Source organism: Frankia sp. RB5 (assembly GCF_059816245.1).
This window is the reverse complement of sequence record NZ_JCBATA010000059.1, coordinates 29,931-50,782: the sequence shown is the minus strand read 5'-3', so window position 1 is coordinate 50,782 and position 20,852 is coordinate 29,931. Positions and strand designations below refer to the sequence as shown.

The following is a 20,852-nucleotide window of genomic DNA, read 5'->3' as shown; positions in this document are numbered from 1 at the left end:
CGATGAGGCACAGCCATAGGCAGGTGCCGGCGGTGAGGCGTCCGGACCAGCGGCGGATCGCGTCTCCGAGTACCTCGGTGGGCACGTTGTCGGCGTTGAGGGCGAGATCGGCGAGTTCCGCGAGGTCCTCGGCGTCCTGCTCGGCGGGTATCGCGCCGGAGGGTGGTGCGGCCGTGTCCGGCTGGGCGGTGTCGGGCGGCGGTGTGGGGTCGGGGGCCATGGCGGTCACCTGGTTCAGGGGTGAGTGGACGATCAACGGACGGGGTTGATCCTCGCACCTGCCTCCGACAGTTTTTTGCCTTGACGTAAAGGCTCCCTCCAGCACGGGACGATCACCGTAGGGGCGAGAAACCCGGGTCCGGCGGGACCGCATGGAGTCGGCCGATCCGCCGGCACGGTCTACCGGATGGCGATCGGTTGGTGATCGCGTGTGAAAAACGACCGAGCGCTGGCGTGGCTCCGACGGTGGATCGGGGAAGACCGGTGCCATCGAGTCCCGCGATCGACGGTCGCCGCGGGTCGCCGCTGGCGGAACGGCGGTCAGCGGCTGGTCAGCGTTGCGGCGAGCCCACGTTCGCGGCTGTTGATAGCTGGGTGAGCAGGTCGTCCGCGGAGAGGAGTCGGGCGCCGATCCCGGCGCACTCGTCGAAGGCCCGGGGATAGCCCTGGGAGAGGGCGTCGGGGACGACGATCAGCCCGAAGTCACGTTCGCTGGCCTCGTAGACGGTGGTCCGCGGGCAGTTCGGGAAGTTGGTGCCGATCACGACCACCGTCTCGGCCCCGATCGCCCGCAGGTGATCCTCGAGCGGGGTCGCGAAGAACGCCCCCCATCGGGGTTTGTACATCGCCCACTCCGCGGGGCCGACCCGCTGGAGGCCGCCGGCCAGCAGGGCGGGATGGTCGAGGACGAACGGGTGGTCGGGGTGCAGCTCGGCGCGGACCTGGCTGCCGGGACCGCCCGGTCGGACGAGGGGAGGCCCGGCGGCCACGCGGTCGCGCCGGCACAGCTCCGCGTTGGAGCCGTCGGCGAGGTAGAGGCGCACGACGTGGATGACCGGCAGCCCGGCGGCGCGGAAGCCGGCCACGACCCGGGCCATGGTCGGTACCCGCTCGTCGGTGCCGGGGACCGCGTGCGGGGAGGCCGGCAGGCTCCAGTCGTTCTGGACGTCGATGGTGAGCAGCGCCCACCCGTTCACCGAGGATGATCCGGGCACCGGCCCATCGTCGGGGAACGGTCGCCGTGGAGTCCAAGTACCAGTGCTGATGCCCGCCAGAAGCCGTTGTCATGAGCTCCGCCGGTACGAGCTCCGGGGTCAGGCGCCGTCCGGAGTCGTGCGGGCTGGGTCGGCGAGGGGCCAGCCGCCGGCGGCGAGGTGGGCGCTGACGCGGTTGATGTCGCCGTCCAGTGGGGGCTGTTGGGTGACCTCGGCGATCGCGGTGTGGATCGCGAGGACTGACGCGGGGTCGCCGTGGGCGCTCAGCTCGTCGGCGATGGTGGTCACCTCGTCATCGGTCAGCTTGCGTCGCAGTAGTGCGAACAGTGGCAGGTAGTCGTGCTCGGGGACGCCCTCGGGGTACCCGGCGCGCAGCCACTCGATGACCGATGCCAGAAACGGCGGCATCGCCACGCCGTTCACCTTCCTTACGTGAGGACTGGGCCTACGTGGATCCGCGAGGGGTCAGGTCCCGGCGACGACGGAGTAGATGCCCCAGGCGATGCCGGCCAGCACGATCGCGAAGCAGAGGGCTCCGGCGGCGATGCCGATCGGGTTGGTGCCGATGATCCGGTCGGCACCGGGGGTGGTCCTGGCATCGGGGGTGGTTTCGGCATCGGGGGCGCCGCCGCGGCCGGGCAGGCTGACGGCGCGCAGTCCGAGCGCGAACACCGCCGGCAGACCGGCGCCGGCCAGCAGGCCGACCGCCACGATGTGCCACAGCGCGTCCAGGTCGATCCAGGAGTTCATGCTGCGATCGGCTCCTTCTTGGCGTCGGCCGGGACCACCGTGCCGTCCCACTCGGCGTTGACGTTGTGGTGGCTGACGGGAGTCTTGCGGGCCTGCAGGTACAGCGCCACCGAGGCGATCACCAGGATGGCGAAGACGACGACCACGCCGGCGGTGCCGCCGATGCCGTCGGCGATCCAATAGCAGATCGCGCCGACGAGGCCGGCGGCTGGCAGGGTCAGCAGCCACGCGGTGGCCATCCGGCCGGCCACCCCCCAGCGGACCTCGGCGCCCTTGCGGCCGAGCCCGGTGCCGAGGATCGAGCCGGTCGCGACGTGCGTCGTGGACAGGGAGTAGCCGAAGTGGCTGGACAGCAGGATGGTCGCGGCCGAGGAGGACTCGGCGGCCATGCCCTGCGGCGAGTCGATCTCCACCAGGCCCTTGCCCAGGGTCCGGATGACCCGCCAGCCGCCCAGGTAGGTGCCGGCGCTGATCGCGATCGCGCAGCTCAGGATCACCCAGAACGGGGCCTGGTCACCGGAGTTCAGGGTGCCGTTGGCGATGAGGGCCAGGGTGATGACACCCATCGTCTTCTGGGCGTCGTTCGTGCCGTGAGCGAGGGAGACCAGCGACGCGGACCCGATCTGGCCGATGCGGAAACCGTGGTTGCGGGTGCCGTCGGGCACGTTGCGGCTCAGTCGGTAGACCAGATAGGTGCCGCAGGTCGCGATCAGACCCGCGATGACGGGCGACAGCCCGGCCGGAATGATGACTTTCGAGACAACTCCATGCCATTTGACGCCGTGTGATCCGGCGGCGGCCATGGTCGCTCCGATGACGCCCCCGATGAGCGCGTGAGATGAGCTGGAGGGGATTCCGAAGAACCAGGTGAGCAGATTCCAGGTAATGCCGCCGACCAGTCCGGCGAACACCACGGTGAGGGTCACGAGATGGGTGTTGACCAGCCCGCTCGCGATGGTCGCGGCCACGCTCAGCGACAGGAAGGCGCCGACGAGATTCAACGCTCCTGACAGTGCGACGGCGATCTTCGGCGGTAGTGCCCCCGTCGCGATCGACGTCGCCATCGCGTTGCCGGTGTCATGGAAACCGTTCGTGAAGTCGAAGGCCAGCGCCGTCATGACCACCAGTACCAACACGCCGTCGTTCACGATGACTGTTGTAACCGTGGACGGGTGACATGTCGACCTGTCATGAGAACTCACAGCCTGATGGTCAGCGATTTTCCCATCTATTTACCCAGTGTTAATGCTGCGCACGCGTTCCATTGGGTTTAGCTCGGGGAGGCGGTGGCGAGCCGGTCGACCACCGTTCGGTGCAGGCCGGCCGCGGCCAGTCCCGCGTCGTCGAGCAGGCCCGCGTCCAGCGCGCGGCGGACGTGACCGGCCAGCGCCCGCCCGGTCGCCGGCTCGTCGGCGATCGCACCGCTCACGGTTCCAGCGCCCTCGATCCCAGCGCCCTCGATCCCAGAGACATAGGCGCCGAGCCGGGCCAGTGCCGCGTCGAGGCCGGCCAGCAGGCAACCGCTGACGGCCGCGTGCCGGCTCACCAGCTGGCCGGGATGCAGGTCCCAGCCCTGGTAGAGGCCGCGGTGCCAGGCCCGGCGGACCAGGTCCGCGTGCCGGCGCCAGGCTCGGTGCACGGTCCGCTCGTCGCTGGGCTGCTCGTCCGTGGGCAGCAGGTTCGACGAGCCGTCCGCGACCTCGATGCCGGTGCCGGCCGCGGCCAGCTGCATCATCGTCGTCGCGTGTTCCACCGCCGGGTGATCACTCGCCTGGTCGGCGGCGCCGATGCCCAGCGACGCGGAGTAGTCGTAGGTGCCGACGTGCAGGCCGACCAGGCGCCCAGGCCCGAGCGCCAGTCCGGCGGTCACCAGCTCGGGCAGGGCGAGCACCGCCGCGGGCGTCTCGACCTGCACCTCGACACCGATGGGAGCGAGACCGAGGCGGCGCTCCAGTTCGGTCAGCACCGCGACGAACACCGTGAGCTGCCGTGGGTCGCCGACCTTCGGCAGGGTCAGGACCAGGCCGGGCGGCGGCGGTGCGGCGTCGGCGACAAGCGCGCTCAGGAACAGGTCCAGGCTGCGCAGGCCTCGGGCGCGCACCGTCGGGTCGAGGGACTTCGGTCGCAGCCCGTAGCGAGCGGGGAGGGTGCCGGTGGCGGACGCGGCCCGCAGCGCAGCGGCGGCGCGCTCGGTGTCGGCGTCCTCGACGGCGTCGGGTCGCGGACCGTAGCCGTCCTCCAGATCGACGCGCAGATCCTGGATCGGCTCGGTGGCGAGGACGCGGGTGACGTGGGCGTGCACCGCGGCCGCCGTGGCGGGGTGCGGGTCGCCGCCGGTCGCGGCCGCCAGCGTCGCGGGATCGCCGCCGTGTGCGGCCAGCAGCATGGTCGCCCGCGCGGCCCAGACGGGGACGATGTCCGGGCTCATCTGGTCCGCCGGCAGGTAGCAGGTGTGGACGGGCTGGGAACGGCGGGCGTCGGAGTGGGCGTCGGCGTCCGCGCTGGCGGCGGGGTGGCGGGCGGTGAGATCGGCGTCCACGGCGGCGAGCGGGGCGGTCAGGCGGGCGAGCAGGTCGTCGGGCAGCGTCGGCAGGGGGCGGCGGCTCGGTAGGGGGCGGCGGCTCGGCATGGGGCGGCAGCGTAGTGGGCTCAGGCCGGCCGGGACTCGGTCCGGGCGGTGTCGACGCCGAGAGGGCCGAGGGCGGTGGCGCCGCCCGGGGCGCCGATCGGTGTGGGGCGTCCCGGCAGTGGGCGGTAGAAGAAGGCGTGCGCGTCGTCGAGGTGCGCGCGGATCTCGTCGGTGGCGGTGAGATCGGTGGCGGTGGGGTCCGCGTCGGCGTCGCGGTCCCAACTGATCGCGTCGACCGGGCAGACCCGTGCGCAGGCTCCGCAGTCGATGCACTCTTCGGGATGGATGTAGAGCTTGCGGCGGCCCTCGTAGACGCAGTCGACGGGACACTCGTCCACGCAGGAGCGGTCCATGACGTCGAGGCACGCCGCGGTGATGATGTAAACCATGATCACCCCGAAGCCGCCGCCGACGCGTGGCGCACCGATCGGGGGGGTCGATGCGCGGCGCCGACGGCGGCGTCCCGGGGGGCCGCGGTGCGGCCCGGCGTGAGCTGCTCGTGCGATGTGAGCTGCTCGCGTGATTTGTACCAAACACCCGCTCGCAGGCAGCCGACGGGGGCGAGCCGGCGGGGATGGCGAACTGTTTCGAAACCGTCCGTGAGTTCGAAGTCACCCGTCTCCACTCGCAGGACGCTGACCTCGGCATCCCGGCCGACGTCGAGGGTGCCGAGCTCGTCACCGCGGCCGATCGCCGCCGCCGAGTTAGCCGTCACCATGGCGATGACGTCGACGAGGTCGACGCCGAGCGCCCAGATCTTCGACATCGTCTCCGGCAGCGACCAGACGGGGCCGGACATGTTGAACAGGTTCAGGTCGGTGCTGATCGTGGTCGGCGGATAGCCGAGATCGAGCAGCGCGCGGGCGGCGGCGAAACGGAAGTCGGAGCCGGAATGGCCGACGTCCAGGCGTACGCCCGCCTCGACGGCGGCGGCGAAGCGCGGGTCGACGGCCCTGCCGATGCCGCTGTCGACCAGGATCCCGGAGTGGCCACGGAAGGCGTGGGTCACGATGTCGCCGGGGCGCAGCGCGGTGATCGCGTCGAGGTTCGCCAGGCTCGGCGTGTGCGGGTAGCGGCCCAGATGCACCATGATCGGCAGGTCGCCGGCGATCGACTTCGCGCCCTCCAGGAACGGCGAGTGCCGCGGGTCACCGGTGGTGGTGGCCCGCACCTTGAAGCCGACGATCATATCCCGGTGCTCGTCGACGGTCGCGGCGGTGGCGTCGAGGTCCAGGTTGCGCGGGTCGTTGGCGATCTCCAGGCGGTGCGCGATGAAGTCCTTCGTCGCCAGGTAGAGCAGACACGGGTCGAGGAAGGCGAGCACCCGGGTGCGCACCGCCTCGCTCTCGGTGAAGGCGCGGGCCAGTCCGAACGTCCGCACGCCGGACGTCCCCCCGTCGACGACGACCGGCACGCCGACGTCGACGCCCGCCCGGTCGGGATGCACGCAGAAGTCGCCCAGACCGGGGTAGACGTGGGTGTGCAGGTCGATCAGCCCCGGCGTGACCAGCAGCCCGGTGCAGTCGATCACCGTCGCGCCGGCGGGGTGCGGTCCGGTGTCGGGGGGCTTGACGGACCGGATCCGGCCGTCGGCGCAGACGACGTCGGCGACGAGGTCGAGGCCGCGGGCGGGGTCGATGACCCGGCCGCCGGCGAGGATGACATTGGTCACCGTGCGTGTCCTATCTGCTGGGACGCCGAGGCCGGGGCGGGCGTCCGAGCCGACCACGTCGTCGGCGAACTGGTCCGATCGCCTTCGATCGTCCGTCGCCGTGGGGGTGCCCGTCCAAGACCCAGAGTGCCCGCAATCCATAGGCGTTCGCCTATGGATTGCGGGATAGAACTGAAGGATGCGGGGATGGCTGAACCTTCGGCAGGCGGCCTACTTCATCGCCGTCGCCGAGGACGGCTCGTTCACCCGGGCCGCGGACCGGCTGCACATCGCGCAGCCGTCGCTGTCCCAGCAGATCCGTGCCCTCGAGCGGCAGCTGGAGGTGGAGCTGCTCGAACGGACGACCCGTGGGGTGCGGCTGACCGCGGCCGGGCGGGTGTTCCTCGACGGCGCGCGGGCCGCGGTCGCCGCGGCGGAGGGGGCGATTGCCCGCACCCGGGCGGCGGCGGGGCACGGTGGCGGGGCGCTGCACGTCGCGACCGTGACGTCGCTGGCCACCTGGGTGCTGCCGCGGGCCGTCGCTCACTGGCGGCCCAGGCACACCGATGTCGCCCTGCGGATCACCGAGTTCCCGAACCGGGGGGCACTGGAGGCGTTCATGGCGGCGGGGGAGGCTGACGTCGGCATCGGGCCGCGCCCGGCGAGCTGGTCGGGGCCGGTGCGGTGGCTGGGCCACGAGCGGTTCGTCGTGGTGGTGCCGCGCACCGACCCGCGGGCCGGGCTCGCGGGCGTCGCGCTCGCCGCCTTCGCCGACCAGGACTGGGTCCTCTACGCGCCCGATCACGGGTTGTGCCAGCTTGTGCGGGAGGTGTGCGCGGCGGCCGGGTTCACCCCGCGGGGTGTCGTCGAGACGCGGCAGGTGGACGCGGCGGTCCGGCTCGCCGCCGCCGGCCTCGGCGCCGCGCTGGTGCCGGAGCCGGCGGTGCCGCACGATCTCGCGGCGCACCGGGTGGATCTGGCCGACGCGCCGGTCCGCGAGGTCGTCGCCTACGCCCGCGCGGCCTTCGCCCCGGCCGCGCTCGGCTTCGTCGACCTCGTCTCCACCCTCGACGTCGGCCTCACGCGTCCTGGTGGGGCACCGCCGGTCTAAGGGCGTTGGCGGCGTTCTGGACGCGGGTGCGCAGGGCACGGGCGTCGTCGGCGGGCAGCCAGCTGGCGGTGATGCCGTCCAGGGCGATCGTGACCATGTCGTCGAACGAGTAGCCGAACGTGTCAGCCGCCGAGGCGTACTCGTAGCCGAGGTCGAGGTCGGTCAGAGCGGGATCGTCGGTGTTGAGGGTGGCGAGCAGGCCGGCGGAGCGCATCGCCGGGAACGGGTGCTCGGCGAGCGAGCCGAACGCGTTCGCGATGCGGATGTTGGAGTTCGGGCAGACGGTGAGCGGGATCCGCTCGGCGGCGAAGCGGGCGACGAGCGCGGGATCTGCGACGAGGGACAGTCCGTGGTCGACGCGCTCGGCGCCGAGCACGTCGACCAACGTGGCGATCGCCGAGGGCGGGCTGTTCTCGCCCTGGTGCCCGGTCAGACGGAAGCCGTGGCGGGCGGCGAGCCGGTAGGCGTCGCGGAACGACGCCGGGTCGATGCCGAGCTCGGTCGAGTCCATGCCGACGCCGAGTACACGTTGCATGCCCGTCGCTCCGCCTCGGCGCAGATCGCCGAGCTCGTCGACCATCGCCACGCCGGCGGACGGGCCGAAGGCGCGGTCGATGTCGGCGATGAGCATCGCCGTCGACCCGGTCTCCGCCTCGGCCGCGGCGAATCCCTCGTCGAGCCCGGCGACGATGTCGCGCAGGCGTGAGCCGGCGGTGAGATGGCGCGCCGGGGTGAAGAACAGCTCGGCGTAGACGCGGCCGTGGGCCGCCGCGTCGAGCACGCTCTCGTAGCCGAGCCGGGCCCAGTCATCGCGTCCGGTCAGCGTGGACTGGACCAGCCAGAACACCGAGAGGAACTCGTCGAGCGAACGGTAGGAGTACAGCTCGGTCACGTCCGTCGTCGGCAGCGGGATGCCGGCCCGGGTCGCGAGCTCGACGACCGTCGCGGGCCGCATCGTCCCCTCGACGTGGCAGTGCAGCTCCACCTTGGGCAGCGCGTCGAGCGCCGCCGCCAGCGCCGTATCGGTCACCGCCGCGCTGCTGACGGGTCAAGGCCAGCCTTGTCGAAGGCCTGCTGGATGCCGGTGGCGAGGACGCGGTGGCGGTCGAGCATCGCCGGCAGGTCGGGGTGCGTGGGCCGCCCGTCCTCGACGACGGGCCGGCCGGCGACGACCGTGTGCCGGGCGGCGACCGGGCCGCAGCGCAGCCAGGCGTCGATCGGGTCCGACAGCGCTCCGGCGAAGGCGACCCCGTCCAGCGGCCAGACGACCAGATCGCCGACCGCGCCGACCGACAGCTCGCCGATCTCCCCGACCCGGCCGAGGCAGCCCGCGCCGCCGCGGGTGGCGATCTCGAGGGCGTCGCGGGCCGACGTCGACGCGGCGCCGTGGCGCAGCCGGCCGAGCAGCATCGCGGTGCGGGCTTCCAGCCACAGCGACGCCGAGTCCGCCGACGACGAGCCGTCGCAGCCCAGCCCCACCGGCACCCCGGCGGCGCGCAGCTCGGCGACCGGCGCGAGCCCACCGCCGAGGATCATGTTGCTGCTGGGGCAGTGCGCCACCCCGGTGCCCCAGGTGCCGAGCCGGGCGATCTCCTCGGGGTTCGGGCAGATGCAGTGCGCCACCCACGCCCGGTCCCCGCCCCAGCCGACCTCGGCGAACTGGTCGATGGGACGGCGCCCGAACACCGCCAGGCAGTAGTCGTCCTCCTCCGGGTCCTCGGCGAGGTGGGTGTGCAGTCGCACGTCGAGCCGCTCGGCGAGCTCGGCGGTCGCGCGCATCAGCTCCGGGCGCACCGAGAACGGCGAGCACGGCGCGAGCGCCACCCGCGTCATCGCCCCCCACGACGGGTCGTGATGCCGGTCGACGAGCCGCTGCGACTCGGCGAGGATCTCGTCATCATCCTGGACGACGGAGTCCGGCGGCAGCCCGCCGTCCTTCACCGACAGCGACATCGAGCCGCGGGTCGGGTGGAACCGCATCCCGAGTTCCGCCGCGGCCGCGATCTCCGCCGAGATCAGGTCGCCGCCGCCGCGCGGATGCACGTACAGATGGTCGGTGCTCGTCGTGCATCCGCCGAGCGCCAGCTCGGTCAGCCCGACGTGCGCGGAGACGTGGACCGCCTCCTCGTCGAGCCTCGACCACAATGGATACAGCGTGGACAGCCAGGTGAACAGGGTGCCGTCCAGGGCGGGGGCGAACGCCCGGGTGAGGTTCTGGTAGATGTGGTGATGGGTGTTCACCAGACCGGGGGTGACGAGGCCGCCGCCGGCGGGCAGCACGCGGGCGGCGGGGGGTGGTGGGTCGCCCGGGCCGCCGATCGCGCTGACCAGGCCATCCGTCACCGCGACCCAGCCGCCGCGGATCTCCCGGCGGTCGGCGTCCATCGTCGCGACCAGCTCGGCACCCGAGACAAGCAGGTCAGCGTGCACGGGAGCGGTGATGGCACGGGCAACGGCGGGGGATGGCAGGGTCATGGCCGCAGATTCTGCGACCCGCGCGTTTCACGCGGGTGACGCGGGCAGCCCCTGGAGGTTCCGGGCGTGACGATCAGCATCGAGGATCCGGCCGACCCGCGGGTCGACGACTACGTCGCCCTCACCGACGTGGCGCTGCGCCGGCGCCGGGAGCCGGCGGACGGCCTGTTCATCGCCGAGGGCGAGCGGGTCATCGACCGCGCGCTGCGGGCCGGCTACCGGCCGCGCTCGGTGCTGGTGTCGCCGGCGCGGCTCACCGCCGTCCCGCCGGACCTGCCCGCCGGCGTGCCGATCTACGTCGCAGGCCCGGAGGTGCTCGCCGCGATCACCGGGTTCGAGGTGCACCGTGGCGCGCTCGCGTCGATGTGCCGCCGCCCGCCCCTGCCCGCCGCCGATCTGCTCGCCGCCGCCCGCCGGCTGCTGGTCTGCGAGGACATCGTGAGCCACACCAACCTCGGCGCGATCTTCCGGTCGGCCGCGGGCCTGGGCATGGACGCGGTGCTGCTCAGCCCGCGCTGCGCCGACCCGCTGTACCGGCGCTGCGTGCGGGTGTCGATGGGCGAGGTGTTCGCCGTCCCCTACGCGCGTCTCGACCCGTGGCCGGATGCCCTGCGCCAGTTGCGCGACGCCGGCTTCGGGCTGCTGGCGCTGACGCCCGCCGCCGACGCCGAGGACCTCGGGACCTTCGCCGCTCACGTCGGCGGGCTCGCGCGGGTGGCGCTGCTGCTGGGCAGTGAGGGACCCGGGCTGTCCGCGGTGGCGCAGGCGGCGGCGAGTGCCCGGGTGCGGATCCCGATGGCGCACGGTGTCGACTCCCTGAACGTCGCGGCCACCGCGGCCATCGCCTGCTATCTGCTGGGACGACGCTGAGGCCTGCTCAGGCAGCCCAGCTCACGCGGTCAGCTCACGCTGCCAGCCAGGTGCAGCCGGGCAGGGGCAGGTTGCGCGCCACCCAGAACGCGATGACCAGCACCGGGATCGCGGGCAGCAGCCGCGGCGGGACCCGGGGCAGCCGGCGCCGCCAACCGGCGAGCCGGGCCAGGGCCAGCGCCCAGCCGGCGACCAGGATCGGCGCCACCACGACGAAGAACAGGTTGTAGTCCGCCGCCGCGACCGGATGGCCGTGCAGGAGCTGGTGCGCCGCGCGCAGCGAGCCGCACCCGGGGCAGTCCAGCGAGGTCGCCCAGCGGAACGGGCAGAGCGGATAGTGCCCGGGGCGTGCCGGATCGACGAGGTACAGGCGAACGCAGGCCGCGACCGCGAGCGCGCCCACGGCGGCGAACCCGGTGAGGCGGGCCCGCGGCGACCAGACCCGCGGCGACCAGAAGCCGCCGGCCGCACTGGCGGGGGCGACGCCGGGTGCCACAGGCCTGGTGACCGTCACGTCGACGAGCGTAGTCCGCGGCGGTCCTGGGCTCAGTCGAGGTGCAGGTCAGTCGAGGTGCAGGTCAGTCGAGGTGCAGGGCGCTCTCCTCCGCGGTGGGGGACCAGCCGTCGTCCTCGCGCCCGCGCCCGCGGGCGCGGCGGGTCTCGCGGGCGTACAGACCGCCGTCCTCACCGGCGACGCGGTCCGGCTCGACCAGGGCGGACACCTCCCCGTCGGTCTGGTCGTCGGCCATGAGCCCGGTGCTGCCCACGCCGTAGGCGTCCGCGTCGAGGACCGCGCCGGACTCGCGCCGCTCGGCCTCCGCGTAGGGGTCGGCGTCGGGCAGTTCCGCGGACAGCAGCCGGTCGAACGAGGCGCCCTGCCGCTCCTCCCGGGGGGTGTTCGGATACCGGGTGGCGGAGCTCGGCCGGTCCGGCGCGTCCCAGCTGTCGTCGAGCGGGTCGCGGCCGGCGTCGGTCGAGCCGAGATCGTCGCTGTCCAACATCTCGGTGGACTCCAGTGGCGCGTCCTCGTTGGCCCACGACCCGGGATCCGGGGCCGGCTGCGTCACGGTTACCTCCTCAGCCGGCGCGGCCCGGAACGACCCGCCCTACAGGCGCCCCAAGACGGAGCGCCGCGGGCGGCATCCGGCCGATACCGGCATCAGTGCGTCCCGGCCGTCCCCGGCACGCTTCGATAGTGCACTTCCCCGGACGGGCCATGCTAAGCCCGCCATCGGGCCTTCGCGTCAGCGCCGCGACGGCGGCAATCAGCCAGAGCAGCGCCATGAACGTCGCCATCGTGCGCAGCACTGTGGCCGGCACGAGGATGGGTGCAGCGCCGCGCATGTGTCGGCAAACCCGTCCTCGGCCGGCGCGCTACCCGGCGGGAGCATCGTGTTCGCGGAGAAGACCCTTCCGGCTACCGCGATGTTGAGCGTGACCATGGCGCCGTAGACGACCACGAGCCGGGACAGCGCCCGCTGAGTCACTGTGAACCCGGCAAGCGCCACGGCGAGGCAGACGAGTCCGGGCGCGCCCAACCCGGCCAGGATCACCATCAGCCCGAAGAAGAGACCGGAGGTCATCACCGGGCTCGGCGCGCCCCTGGGCGGCGTCCTCACCTACGGCATCGCGTCCTCGGGCCCGACGGAGGCGTGACCCGGCCAGACCGGGCGCGGGGTGGCCTGAACCGTCGAGAGGAGTAGTGACCGCGCCAACCGGTCCCCGGCGAACCGTTCTCCCGTCGGCGTGCATGCTCACCTCGCGTCGATCCGGCGCGGAAAGATGGCGAGCGGTACGCCATGCCGGACTGTGAGGCGGTCCGCACCGGTCAGGTGTCAGCTCCCGATCTGGGACTCATAGTATTTAAAGGATTGCCCAGCGTGGTGGATGCGGCGATGGAGCGCCGGATCATCTATCTGGCCGGCCATGGAACTCGACGCCGGTCATGGAAGCAGTGGGATGGCATCAACGTCATCGATGATGGCGGAGGATGGGCATTTGCGGATGCCAACGGCAGCGGTATGGACACGATGGCGACGTGGGACGACCCCGCTTGCGGCCGATTGTCAGATGACGTATAGCGTCCCGTTTTGTGGCTACTGTTGCTGAGCGGATACTCGACCAGCTCGCCAAGGTTCCCGAGGGAATGGACGATGGCAGGCTGGCGACCGCGATCGGGGCGAGCCGGGGAACGGTGAACCAGGTCTGCCGGCGGCTCGCCCAGGCAGGACAGCTGAACCGCGCCTCGGGCCCGGGCGGTCTGATCATCAATCGGGCGGCGCCCGCCGTGGGTGGCGCGCCGGCCCCCGAAACCGTCGCGGATCCCGCGCCCGTCGCCGACCCGGCGCCCGTCGTGCCGTCGGCGGAGCAGCCCGACCCCGTGGATGAGCCCGCTCCGGAGCCGGCTGTCGCCGCCGAGCCGATACCCGCCAGCGAGCCTGCGCGCAACGAGGTGATCTCGGTCGCGGCGTCCGAGGTCCGGGCCGAGGTGTCCGCGCCGCCGGCGGAGCCGGACACCGAGCCCGAGCCCGCGGTGGAGCCCGAGCCCGCGGTGGAGGTGGCGCCCGCGGTGGAGCCCGAGCCCGCGGTGGAGGTGGCGCCCGCGGTGGAGCCCGAGCCCGCGGTGGAGGTGGCGCCCGCGGCCGTGTCCGTCGCCGTGGCGGACCCTCCCGTGACACCCGCCTTGCCCCCGGAGCCGGCAGTGGCACCGGAGCCGGCAGTGATCCCGGAACCGGCCCAGGCGCCGAAGCTGGCGGTGGTGCCGGTGGCGGCGAAGGCCGCCGTGCCTGCGGCTCCGACGGAGGAGGAGGATCCGGTGGCGGCGCTCGGGCAGGCGCTGGCCGCGCTCGACGAGGCGATGGCGAAGCTCGGAACCACGATCGCCCCCAGCACGCCCGCGTCACCGGGTGACGTCACGCCACCGGCGGGCGGTACGGTAGCCGAGCCCGTCGGGGCCGACAAGGCTTCCACCGAGGCCTACCCACCCGTGGCATCGATCCCCGACAGTGACGTCGGGGGGGCCGCGGAGGTCGGGGAGCCCGGGGACGGGGAGAAGGTCGAGGGTGGGGAAGGAACGCAGGGAAGGAGCGTTCCACCCGCGCAGGAGACACCGGTGGAGCGCAACAACACACCGCCGGTGCGTCGAAGCTGGTGGCGCCGCATGTTCGTGCGTAACGCGGGATGATGTAACTGTGCGTAGTCTGCGGTGGCATCGTGGCCATCGTCGGGCCGGCGTGCCGAGGACATCGATCCGGCCGAATCGGCCGCGCGTCACCGATCTACCAGGGGAGAGCATGTCCATGCGAGCGAAGTCGCTCGTCGCCGTCCTCATGCTGTCGTCGCTGGCGCTCGTCGCCTGCGGCAGCCGGGTCGGAAGCAGCGGGACGTCGCCATCGAGCTCCAGCGCTCCGGCGGGCGCCTCGAACAACACCGCGTCCGACGTCGGGGTCACGCCCACCGAGATCAAGGTCGGCTCGATCGCTGGCCTGAGCAGCGGTTTCGGGCCTGACACGTTCTCCGCGTCGCTGTACGGGGCGCGCGCCTACTTCAAGGCGCTCAACGCCGCGGGTGGCGTCAACGGCCGCACCATCAACCTCGTCGAGTGTGACGACAAGGGCTCTGGCCAGCAGAACGTCACCTGTGCCCACAAGCTCGTCGACGACGACAAGGTCTTCGCGCTGGCCGGCGTCACGGCATTCCAGTACTCGGGCGCCCAGTACATCAACTCCAAGGGCGTGCCGGACATCGGCGGCCAGCCGGTTGGCACCGAGTACGACCAGTTCCCGCACCTGTACTCGATCTACGGCAGCTACTACCCGCGGGACGGCAGGCGCCCCGGCTTCAACGGGACGCTGTACGCGGGCACCGAGAACTACCGGTGGTTGAAGGAGAACCTGAAGGCCACCACCGCCGGCGTCGTCTACTACAACGTCGCCCCCTCGCAGCGCTACGCCAAGTCGATCGCCGACGGCCTGCGCAAGGAGGGCTTCACCGTCGTCGAGGAGCAGATCAACCTCGGCGCCCCGAGCTGGGACTCCGCGGTGCTCGACCTCAAGCGGCGCGGTGTCCAGGTGGTCTTCGACGCCATGGACGACGGCGGCAACGCACAGCTGTGCAACGCCATCGAGAGCCAGCAGATGCCGGTGCAGGCGAAGGTGACCACGTCGCAGGGCTGGGCGAACAACATCGGCCAGATCTACGCCTCGTCGCCGAAGTGCCGGAACACGATCTACGCGATCAGCAACTCCGCGAACTACCAGGACACCTCGATCCCGGCGGTCGCGCAGTTCCAGAAGGACCTGCAGGCCGCGGCGCCCGACCGGGTCGCCAAGGAGAACGAGTGGATGCTGGAGGGCTACGCGTCGGCCCAGTGGCTGACCGACGCGATCCGCTCCTGCGGCGCCGACGTCACCCGCAAGTGCGTCGAGGCGTACATGACCAGCGGCAAGGACTACGACGGCCACGGCCTGCTCATCCCGACCGGGCGCAACTTCAAGGCGCTGAACCAGGCACCGGCCGAGGAGCGTAACTGCCTCAACGTCGCCCGCTGGCAGGACTCGGCGAACGGCGGCAAGGGCGGCTGGGTGAGCCAGGTCAGGGACATGAACACCACCTGCTACACCGTCCCGAACGTGCCCTACCCGGCAGGCTGACGGACACGCACAGAGGCCCCGGTCCGGGCCACGCCTCCCGAGAGGAGGGCGTGGCCAGGGCCGGGGCCCAGTGCGTTGTGGGGTCAGGCGGGGGTTGCGGCCGCGCCGTGGGTGAACTCGGCCGGCGTTCCGACGAAGGAGCGCTCGCCGCGGTGCAGGACGTAGACCAGGTCGGCCATGGCCAGCGCCTGGTCGGTGTACTGGTCGGCGAGCAGGACGGTGGTGCCGGAGGCGGCGACGGTCGCGAGCCAGCCGAACAGGTCCGCGGCGACCTTGGGGGACAGGCCCAGGGACAGCTCGTCGACCATCAGCACCGACGGGCGGGCCAGCAGCGCCCGGGCCAGCGCCAGCATCCGGCGCTCACCGCCGGACATCGATCCGGCCCGCTGGGCGAGCCGTTCCCGCAGCCGGGGGAAGCTCTCCAGCGCGGGCGTGATGTCGGGATGCCCGCTGGTCTCGGCGATGATCTGCAGGTTGTCCCGCACCGACAGGGTGGCGAACACGGCCCGCTCGTCCGGGACGAGCATGAGCCCGCGCCGGGCCCGGTCGACAGTGGACATCCGGGTGATGTCCTCGCCGCGCCAGGTCAGCGTGCCCGAGCGCAGCGGGATCAGGCCCGCGAGCACCCGCAGGGTGGTGGACTTGCCCGCGCCGTTGGTGCCCAGCAGGGCGGTCACCTTCCCGGCGGGGATCGCGAGGTCGAGGCCGTGCAGCACCTCGACGGTGCCGTAGCCGGCGCGGGCGTCGGCCAGCCGGAGTTCCGCGGTCGCGGTTGTCATCACGCCTCCCCAGGCTGGCTGGCGGCGGCGGCGAGCGGCGCCTGCGCCAGGTAGACCGACCGCACGGTCGGATCGCCTCGGACCTCCTGCGGGTCGCCCGAGGCGACGACCCGGCCGCCGACCATCGCGTAGACCTGGTCGACGACGGAGAACACCAGGTCGACGTCATGGTCGACGATGAGGATGCCGACGCCTTCGGCCGCCGTGCGCCGCAGCAGCTCGGAGAGCTTGGCGGTCTCCTCGGCGTCCAGGCCGCTGGCCGGCTCGTCGAGCAGCAGGATGTCCGGGCGAGCGCACAGCGCGCGGGCGAACTCCACCAGGCGCAGCGCGCCGGTCGGCAGCGTCCCGGCGATCGTGTCGCGGACGTCGGACAGGCCGAGGGACTCGAGTACCTCCTCGACGACCTGGGTCACCGGCCCCTTGGGGGCGAGCCCGAGCTTCTCGAGGACCCCCTCCGCCAGGCGGCTCGTCCGGCCGCGGCCCGGCGCGGACAGGCCGAGCAGGCCGCCGGCGTAGTCGCGGCGGCGGTTCTCGGCGCCGACGAGGAGGTTGTCGGCCACGGTCAGGGTCGGGAACAGCGACGGGACCTGGAAGGTCTGCACCAGGCCGCGCCGGGAGCGGATGTCGGGGCGCATCTTCGAGATGTCGGTGGTGCCGAGCATGACCTTGCCCTCGTCCGGCTGCTCCACCCCGGTGAGCAGGCTGAACAGGGTGGACTTGCCGGCGCCGTTCGGCCCGATCAGGCCGGTGATCATGCCGGGTGGGGCGACCAGGTCGACGTGGTCGACGGCGGTGAGCCCACCGTAGCGGCGCACCAGGCCCACGGCCTGCAGTACTCCGCGGCTCATCGCCCACCTCCCGGGAACGATCCGCCATCCGGTGGCGGCGCGGGGCTCGGCACGCCAGCGCGCGCGCTGGTCTCGACGCCGACGGCGCGGCTGCTCGCCGCGTACCGGTGGACCATCGCCACCAGTTCGGCGCCGAACGGGGTCAGCCGGGCGTCGGAGAAGGGCACGGTCGCCGGCGCGGCGGACAGTGGCCAGCGGGCGTAGTGGCCGGCCCGGGCCGCGCCGAGGGTCGAGCCGATGCCGGGGATGCCAGTGCTGCCGGTGATGCCGGTGGTCGCCGGCAGGTGCCCGACGGCCGAGATGCGCACCGGCACCGGCCGGGGCGCGCGCTGGTTGGGATCGACGAAGCTGTCGGCGAGGTACTGGGCGAGCAGCCGCAGCATGCCGCGTACGGCGGAGGCGAGACCGCCCGGCATCCAGCCCAACGCCAGCGCCAGGATGCCGATCGCGAGCGTCGACGTGCCGTCCGGGGCGAGCACGTCGATCGTCACGATGAACGCGGCGGCGACGATGGCGCCGACGGCGCTGTCCGCGCCGAACACGACGACCGCGGTGAACCACAGCAGACTCTGCAGCGGGGCGAAGTCGTCGGCGTTGAACGAGTAGCTGCTGTGCACCAGCAGCGTGCCGCCGAGCCCGGCGACGACGCCGGAGACGGTGAAGGCCAGCAGCTTGAGGTTGCGCACGTCAACACCGACCGCCGCCGCGCCGCCGGAGTGGTCCCGCACGGCGAGCAGGGCCCGGCCGAGCCGGCCTTGGTGCAGGTTGCGCACCACCAGCAGGCCGAGGCCGAGGCAGAACAGCTCGAAGACGTAGAAGGCCTTGTCCGACAGCTCCCAGCCGAACAGTGTCAGCGGGTCGAGGTACAGGCCGCTGGCGAACGTCGGCTGCTCGAAGACGAAGCGGCTCACGACCGCGCCGACGGCGAACGTCGTCAGTGCCAGCGTGAGGCCGCGGCGGCGGATCGCCGGATAGCCGGTGACGAACCCGACGGGGGCCACCAGCAGGGCGCCGATGAACATCGCCCAGATGCCCGGCACCGCCGGCAGGCCGAACAGGTCGCCGTTGGCCATCTTGATCGACAGCAGCGCGCCCAGCCCGGCGAACCCGGCGACGCCCAGCGAGAGCTGCCCGCTGTAGCCGGTGACGATCACCATGGACAGGAAGATCAGCCCGAGCGCCGGCACCATGAACGCCGAGCGCAGGTCGGTGGGGGCGAACGTCAGCGGCGCGAGCAGCAGCCCGGCGCCGGCCAGCCTGCCCAGATAGTCCTGGCGGGTCCGGGCCGCGCCGACCCGCCCCGACGGCGGCGCGCCGCGGCTGGAGAAGCTCGCCGTCGCGCCCGAGTCGCCACCGCCGAGCTCCCGCAGTCTCGGCACCGCGAGCAGCAGCACCAGCAGCGCGACGATGAACAGGTTCGACTGCAGGACGGTGAGGACCTGCCCGGCGTCGCCGTGCAGGGTGAACTGCTTGAGCTCGCTCTGCAGGATGGAGATACCGAGCGCGGTGAGCACCGCGACCGGCATGCTCGCCAGCCGCGCCGCCACGACCACGGCGAACGTCTCCAGCACCAGCAGCGTCAGCCCGTAGGGCGTCAGCTGGAAGCGCGGGGCGAGCAGCACGCCGGTGAGCCCGGCCATCGTCGTGCCGGCCGCCCAGCCGGCCGCGGCGACCTTGTCGGCCGGCACGCCGGACAGCTCGGCGAGCTGGCGGTCGTCGACGACGGCGCGGATCTGGCGGCCGAACGCGGTCTTCGCGGCGACGAGGCCGAGCGCGACCGCGAACACGACGACCATGAGCAGCTCGACGAGGGCGTCGATGCCGATCCGGGTGTCGCCGAACAGGCGCACCGACGAGGCCGGGAAGATGCTCGGAGCGTCACTGCGCGAGCCGAGCCCCCAGATCCCCGCGGTGATGCCGAGGGTGAGCACCAGCACGCCGAGGCTCGCGACCAGCGACTCCGCGGCGGAGGCGCGCCGGCGTGCCAACGGCCGGAACACCAGCCGCTCCAGCAGCAGGCCGATGCCGGGCGAGAGCACGCACAGGGCGATGACGGCGGCCAGCCACTTCGGCAGGCTCCACTCGACGACCATCTCGCGGAACACGTACGCCACCAGGGTGGCGATGCCGCCCTGAGCGAGGTTCAGCACGCCGTTGGTGCGATAGGTGACCAGCAGGCCGATGCCGGACAACGCGGCGATCGCGCCCAGGGAGATGCCGGCCAGAGCCAGGTCGATGCTGGTCACCGGGCATCTCCAGGGGGCGTGTCGCCGCCGGCCGGGTCAAGTTCGATCACGGTGTCGTTCGCCTTCGCCGTCGTGACGCGGTGGGCGGCGCGGCGTCAGGCGCGCGGGCCGGGCGCGCCGAACCCGGCGGGCCGGCCCGAGTTCCCCTGCGCGGCGCCGGACGCGCCCGCGTAGGCGTTGTGCTGCGCCGTCGGCTGGGGCTGCTGGTAGGAGGCCGTGCCCGGCGCCGCGGGGTCGCCGTCCGTGCCGAGCCCGGAGGTGGCGGCCGCGATGATCAGCGAGTGCAGGTCGTCGACCTGGCCCACGGTGCGCGCCTGGGCGACCCGGGCCGCGTCGAAGCGGTCGGCGACCAGCAGCGCGCTGCCGATCAGCACCAGGGCGAGTCCGCCGAAACCGCCTGAAACCACGTACGGTAGTTGCAGCGCGACGTCCGATTCCTTGGACACGCCCAGGTAGCAGCCGAGGAGGAGAACGCCACCCGCCGCCGCCACCACCCATCCGCGCAGTGCCCGGACCACGTCGACTACCAGCCGCGAGGTGGGCCGCGGGTTACCGGTCCCGGCGGTCTGCTCGTCCACTTTCGTCTCCCCCAAGGAGCGTCTCGTCATCGGTCGTGCGGGCGGTGCCCCCGCAGCGCGCCCGTCCCGGAAGATGATCCGGGCCACGACAGACGTCAGATTAGTGTGCGGAGCTGCACAGGTGCTCTGTCGGGTGGCCCTCGGATGTTCTCGGCGAGCTCCGGCGGCACGGGAAGCTTCGTCGCATTCGGTATATGACGATAGGCCAAGCCGCGGGGACGACCATGTGCTATGTCCGTTCGCGGACAGTCTGCGCTCTATGCGGGTGGATGTCGACCCAGGACGTCTGACCCCGACGTGCCAGGGTCCGGGTGGTGCCGCCTCGCGTGGGGTGGGTGGCCGCGGCGGCTCACGACGCCGGTCCCGACGTCGGCATCGACGCAGGCCGGGGCGGCCCGGCCCGCCTGGGACCCGGCGGCGGCCGGAGCGCGGCACGGGCGTGCCGGGGGTGCGGGCCGCGGCCGTGGGCAGGCCGGAGCACCGCCCCCTCCGGGGGGTCGATCCGCGGCCCGCCTGGGGGCGACGGTCCCGCCCGGTTCGGGCCATCCGCCCGCGCCCGCCGGGGCGGGGCGTCACTCAGCGTGGCTCAGTCCGAGTGGCGGGGCTGGACGGGGATGACGGTCGGTGCGTCCAGCACGTCGCAGAGCACGGCCGAGCCCTCCGCGGCGGTGGGCCGCCCGCTCGCCCGCGGTGCCACGCCGGCGGCTGGGCTGGGGGGCAGGGCTGGGCTGGGCGGCAGGGCCGGGTTCGCGGGGGTGGGCGCCACGGCGGCGCCGGCGGCGGCCGTGACCAGGTCGGCGCAGCGGTCGACCCACACCCGCCGGCGCTGCCCGCGCAGGCGGTCCTCGACCTCCAGCGGTCCGGGCACGCCGCCCATCGCCGCCTGCAGGTGCGCCCACTCGTGCGCCGCGGTCCAGCTGCTGAAGGAGCCGAGGTACTCGCCGTCGTAGTCGTAGACATGGCAGGGCCGTAGGCCCACGTGTCGGTCCGCCACCATCACAGCCAGCCCTTCGGGGTCGGGAAAGCCTGTCATGATCATATTGTTGCGC

Annotated in this window: 22 protein-coding genes and 1 pseudogene; 6 read left to right on the top strand and 17 right to left on the bottom strand. The window is 72.8% G+C overall.

Features of this window, described 5'->3' with window-relative positions; all coding sequences use genetic code 11:
- The 8 genes and pseudogenes from AC6EXY_RS25625 to AC6EXY_RS25590 form a co-directional block, all read right to left on the bottom strand.
- Positions 1-220 (bottom strand): annotated as a pseudogene (locus AC6EXY_RS25625) (hypothetical protein); the annotation flags it as partial.
- A gap of 331 nt (positions 221-551) precedes the next feature.
- Positions 552-1,214: a cysteine hydrolase family protein gene (locus AC6EXY_RS25620; RefSeq protein WP_499818293.1), complete on the bottom strand. Its 663-nt coding sequence runs from the start codon at positions 1,212-1,214 to the stop codon at positions 552-554.
- A gap of 99 nt (positions 1,215-1,313) precedes the next feature.
- On the bottom strand, positions 1,314-1,622 hold the full coding sequence (locus AC6EXY_RS25615) for a DUF3349 domain-containing protein (RefSeq protein WP_207770337.1): 309 nt from the start codon (positions 1,620-1,622) through the stop codon (positions 1,314-1,316).
- A 57-nt stretch (positions 1,623-1,679) separates the two neighbouring features.
- Positions 1,680-1,964 (bottom strand): hypothetical protein, encoded by a 285-nt coding sequence (locus tag AC6EXY_RS25610; protein WP_101832378.1) that lies wholly within the window; start codon positions 1,962-1,964, stop codon positions 1,680-1,682.
- Positions 1,961-3,112, bottom strand: coding sequence for an inorganic phosphate transporter (locus tag AC6EXY_RS25605; RefSeq protein ID WP_243407626.1), 1,152 nt, complete (start codon positions 3,110-3,112; stop codon positions 1,961-1,963). The genes AC6EXY_RS25610 and AC6EXY_RS25605 overlap by 4 nt, the downstream gene beginning before the upstream one ends.
- Positions 3,113-3,234: 122 nt before the next feature.
- Complete coding sequence (locus AC6EXY_RS25600; protein WP_499818294.1) at positions 3,235-4,593, bottom strand: DUF6986 family protein; 1,359 nt, start codon at positions 4,591-4,593, stop codon at positions 3,235-3,237.
- Positions 4,594-4,613: 20 nt separating this feature from the next.
- A complete protein-coding gene (locus tag AC6EXY_RS25595) occupies positions 4,614-4,982 on the bottom strand; it encodes a ferredoxin family protein (RefSeq protein WP_499818295.1) in 369 nt (122 codons plus the stop codon).
- Between the two features lie 2 nt (positions 4,983-4,984).
- Complete coding sequence (locus tag AC6EXY_RS25590; RefSeq protein WP_499818296.1) at positions 4,985-6,265, bottom strand: amidohydrolase/deacetylase family metallohydrolase; 1,281 nt, start codon at positions 6,263-6,265, stop codon at positions 4,985-4,987.
- 178 nt (positions 6,266-6,443) lie between these two features.
- Here AC6EXY_RS25590 and AC6EXY_RS25585 point away from each other — a divergent pair, with 178 nt between their 5' ends.
- On the top strand, positions 6,444-7,355 hold the full coding sequence (locus tag AC6EXY_RS25585; RefSeq protein ID WP_499818297.1) for a LysR family transcriptional regulator: 912 nt from the start codon (positions 6,444-6,446) through the stop codon (positions 7,353-7,355).
- Here AC6EXY_RS25585 and add read toward each other — a convergent pair.
- On the bottom strand, positions 7,324-8,385 hold the full coding sequence (gene add, locus AC6EXY_RS25580) for an adenosine deaminase (protein WP_243407374.1): 1,062 nt from the start codon (positions 8,383-8,385) through the stop codon (positions 7,324-7,326). The two genes, AC6EXY_RS25585 and add, sit on opposite strands and share 32 nt — an antisense overlap.
- On the bottom strand, positions 8,382-9,830 hold the full coding sequence (locus tag AC6EXY_RS25575) for an 8-oxoguanine deaminase (RefSeq protein ID WP_101831218.1): 1,449 nt from the start codon (positions 9,828-9,830) through the stop codon (positions 8,382-8,384). Before AC6EXY_RS25575 ends, add begins: the two co-directional genes overlap by 4 nt.
- Before the next feature lie 72 nt (positions 9,831-9,902).
- Here AC6EXY_RS25575 and AC6EXY_RS25570 point away from each other — a divergent pair, with 72 nt between their 5' ends.
- Entirely contained in the window at positions 9,903-10,700 is a 798-nt protein-coding gene (locus AC6EXY_RS25570; RefSeq protein ID WP_101831226.1) for a TrmH family RNA methyltransferase, read from the top strand.
- A 34-nt stretch (positions 10,701-10,734) separates the two neighbouring features.
- Here AC6EXY_RS25570 and AC6EXY_RS25565 read toward each other — a convergent pair whose 3' ends face one another.
- Positions 10,735-11,214, bottom strand: coding sequence for a DUF2752 domain-containing protein (locus tag AC6EXY_RS25565; RefSeq protein ID WP_243407375.1), 480 nt, complete (start codon positions 11,212-11,214; stop codon positions 10,735-10,737).
- 64 nt (positions 11,215-11,278) lie between these two features.
- Entirely contained in the window at positions 11,279-11,767 is a 489-nt protein-coding gene (locus AC6EXY_RS25560) for a hypothetical protein (protein WP_101831219.1), read from the bottom strand.
- 421 nt (positions 11,768-12,188) lie between these two features.
- Between AC6EXY_RS25560 and AC6EXY_RS25555 the strand changes: the two genes are divergently transcribed.
- The 4 genes from AC6EXY_RS25555 (at position 12,189) to AC6EXY_RS25540 (ending at position 15,352) form a co-directional block, all read left to right on the top strand.
- Positions 12,189-12,356 carry a hypothetical protein gene (locus AC6EXY_RS25555; RefSeq protein WP_165818310.1) on the top strand — a complete coding sequence of 56 codons (168 nt, stop codon included), beginning with the start codon at positions 12,189-12,191 and terminating at the stop codon, positions 12,354-12,356.
- A gap of 224 nt (positions 12,357-12,580) precedes the next feature.
- On the top strand, positions 12,581-12,781 hold the full coding sequence (locus AC6EXY_RS25550) for a hypothetical protein (RefSeq protein WP_133150628.1): 201 nt from the start codon (positions 12,581-12,583) through the stop codon (positions 12,779-12,781).
- An 11-nt stretch (positions 12,782-12,792) separates the two neighbouring features.
- The gene (locus tag AC6EXY_RS25545) at positions 12,793-13,884 is read left to right on the top strand and encodes a MarR family transcriptional regulator (protein ID WP_499818298.1); all 1,092 of its coding nucleotides are present in this window, start codon (positions 12,793-12,795) and stop codon (positions 13,882-13,884) included.
- 115 nt (positions 13,885-13,999) lie between these two features.
- Complete coding sequence (locus AC6EXY_RS25540; RefSeq protein WP_101831228.1) at positions 14,000-15,352, top strand: ABC transporter substrate-binding protein; 1,353 nt, start codon at positions 14,000-14,002, stop codon at positions 15,350-15,352.
- A gap of 83 nt (positions 15,353-15,435) precedes the next feature.
- Here the strand turns inward: AC6EXY_RS25540 and AC6EXY_RS25535 are convergent, their stop codons facing one another.
- The 5 genes from AC6EXY_RS25535 to AC6EXY_RS25515 all read right to left on the bottom strand — a co-directional run bounded on the left by AC6EXY_RS25535 (position 15,436) and on the right by AC6EXY_RS25515 (position 20,836).
- A complete protein-coding gene (locus tag AC6EXY_RS25535; protein ID WP_101831221.1) occupies positions 15,436-16,131 on the bottom strand; it encodes an ABC transporter ATP-binding protein in 696 nt (231 codons plus the stop codon).
- Positions 16,131-16,979, bottom strand: a complete 849-nt coding sequence (locus AC6EXY_RS25530; RefSeq protein ID WP_101831222.1) for an ABC transporter ATP-binding protein — start codon at positions 16,977-16,979, stop codon at positions 16,131-16,133. Before AC6EXY_RS25530 ends, AC6EXY_RS25535 begins: the two co-directional genes overlap by 1 nt.
- The gene (locus tag AC6EXY_RS25525) at positions 16,976-19,225 is read right to left on the bottom strand and encodes an ABC transporter permease (protein WP_499818299.1); all 2,250 of its coding nucleotides are present in this window, start codon (positions 19,223-19,225) and stop codon (positions 16,976-16,978) included. Before AC6EXY_RS25525 ends, AC6EXY_RS25530 begins: the two co-directional genes overlap by 4 nt.
- A gap of 95 nt (positions 19,226-19,320) precedes the next feature.
- Positions 19,321-19,803, bottom strand: a complete 483-nt coding sequence (locus AC6EXY_RS25520; RefSeq protein WP_101831224.1) for a transporter — start codon at positions 19,801-19,803, stop codon at positions 19,321-19,323.
- Positions 19,804-20,389: 586 nt separating this feature from the next.
- Positions 20,390-20,836 carry a hypothetical protein gene (locus tag AC6EXY_RS25515; protein ID WP_499818300.1) on the bottom strand — a complete coding sequence of 149 codons (447 nt, stop codon included), beginning with the start codon at positions 20,834-20,836 and terminating at the stop codon, positions 20,390-20,392.
- Positions 20,837-20,852 lie beyond the last annotated feature (16 nt).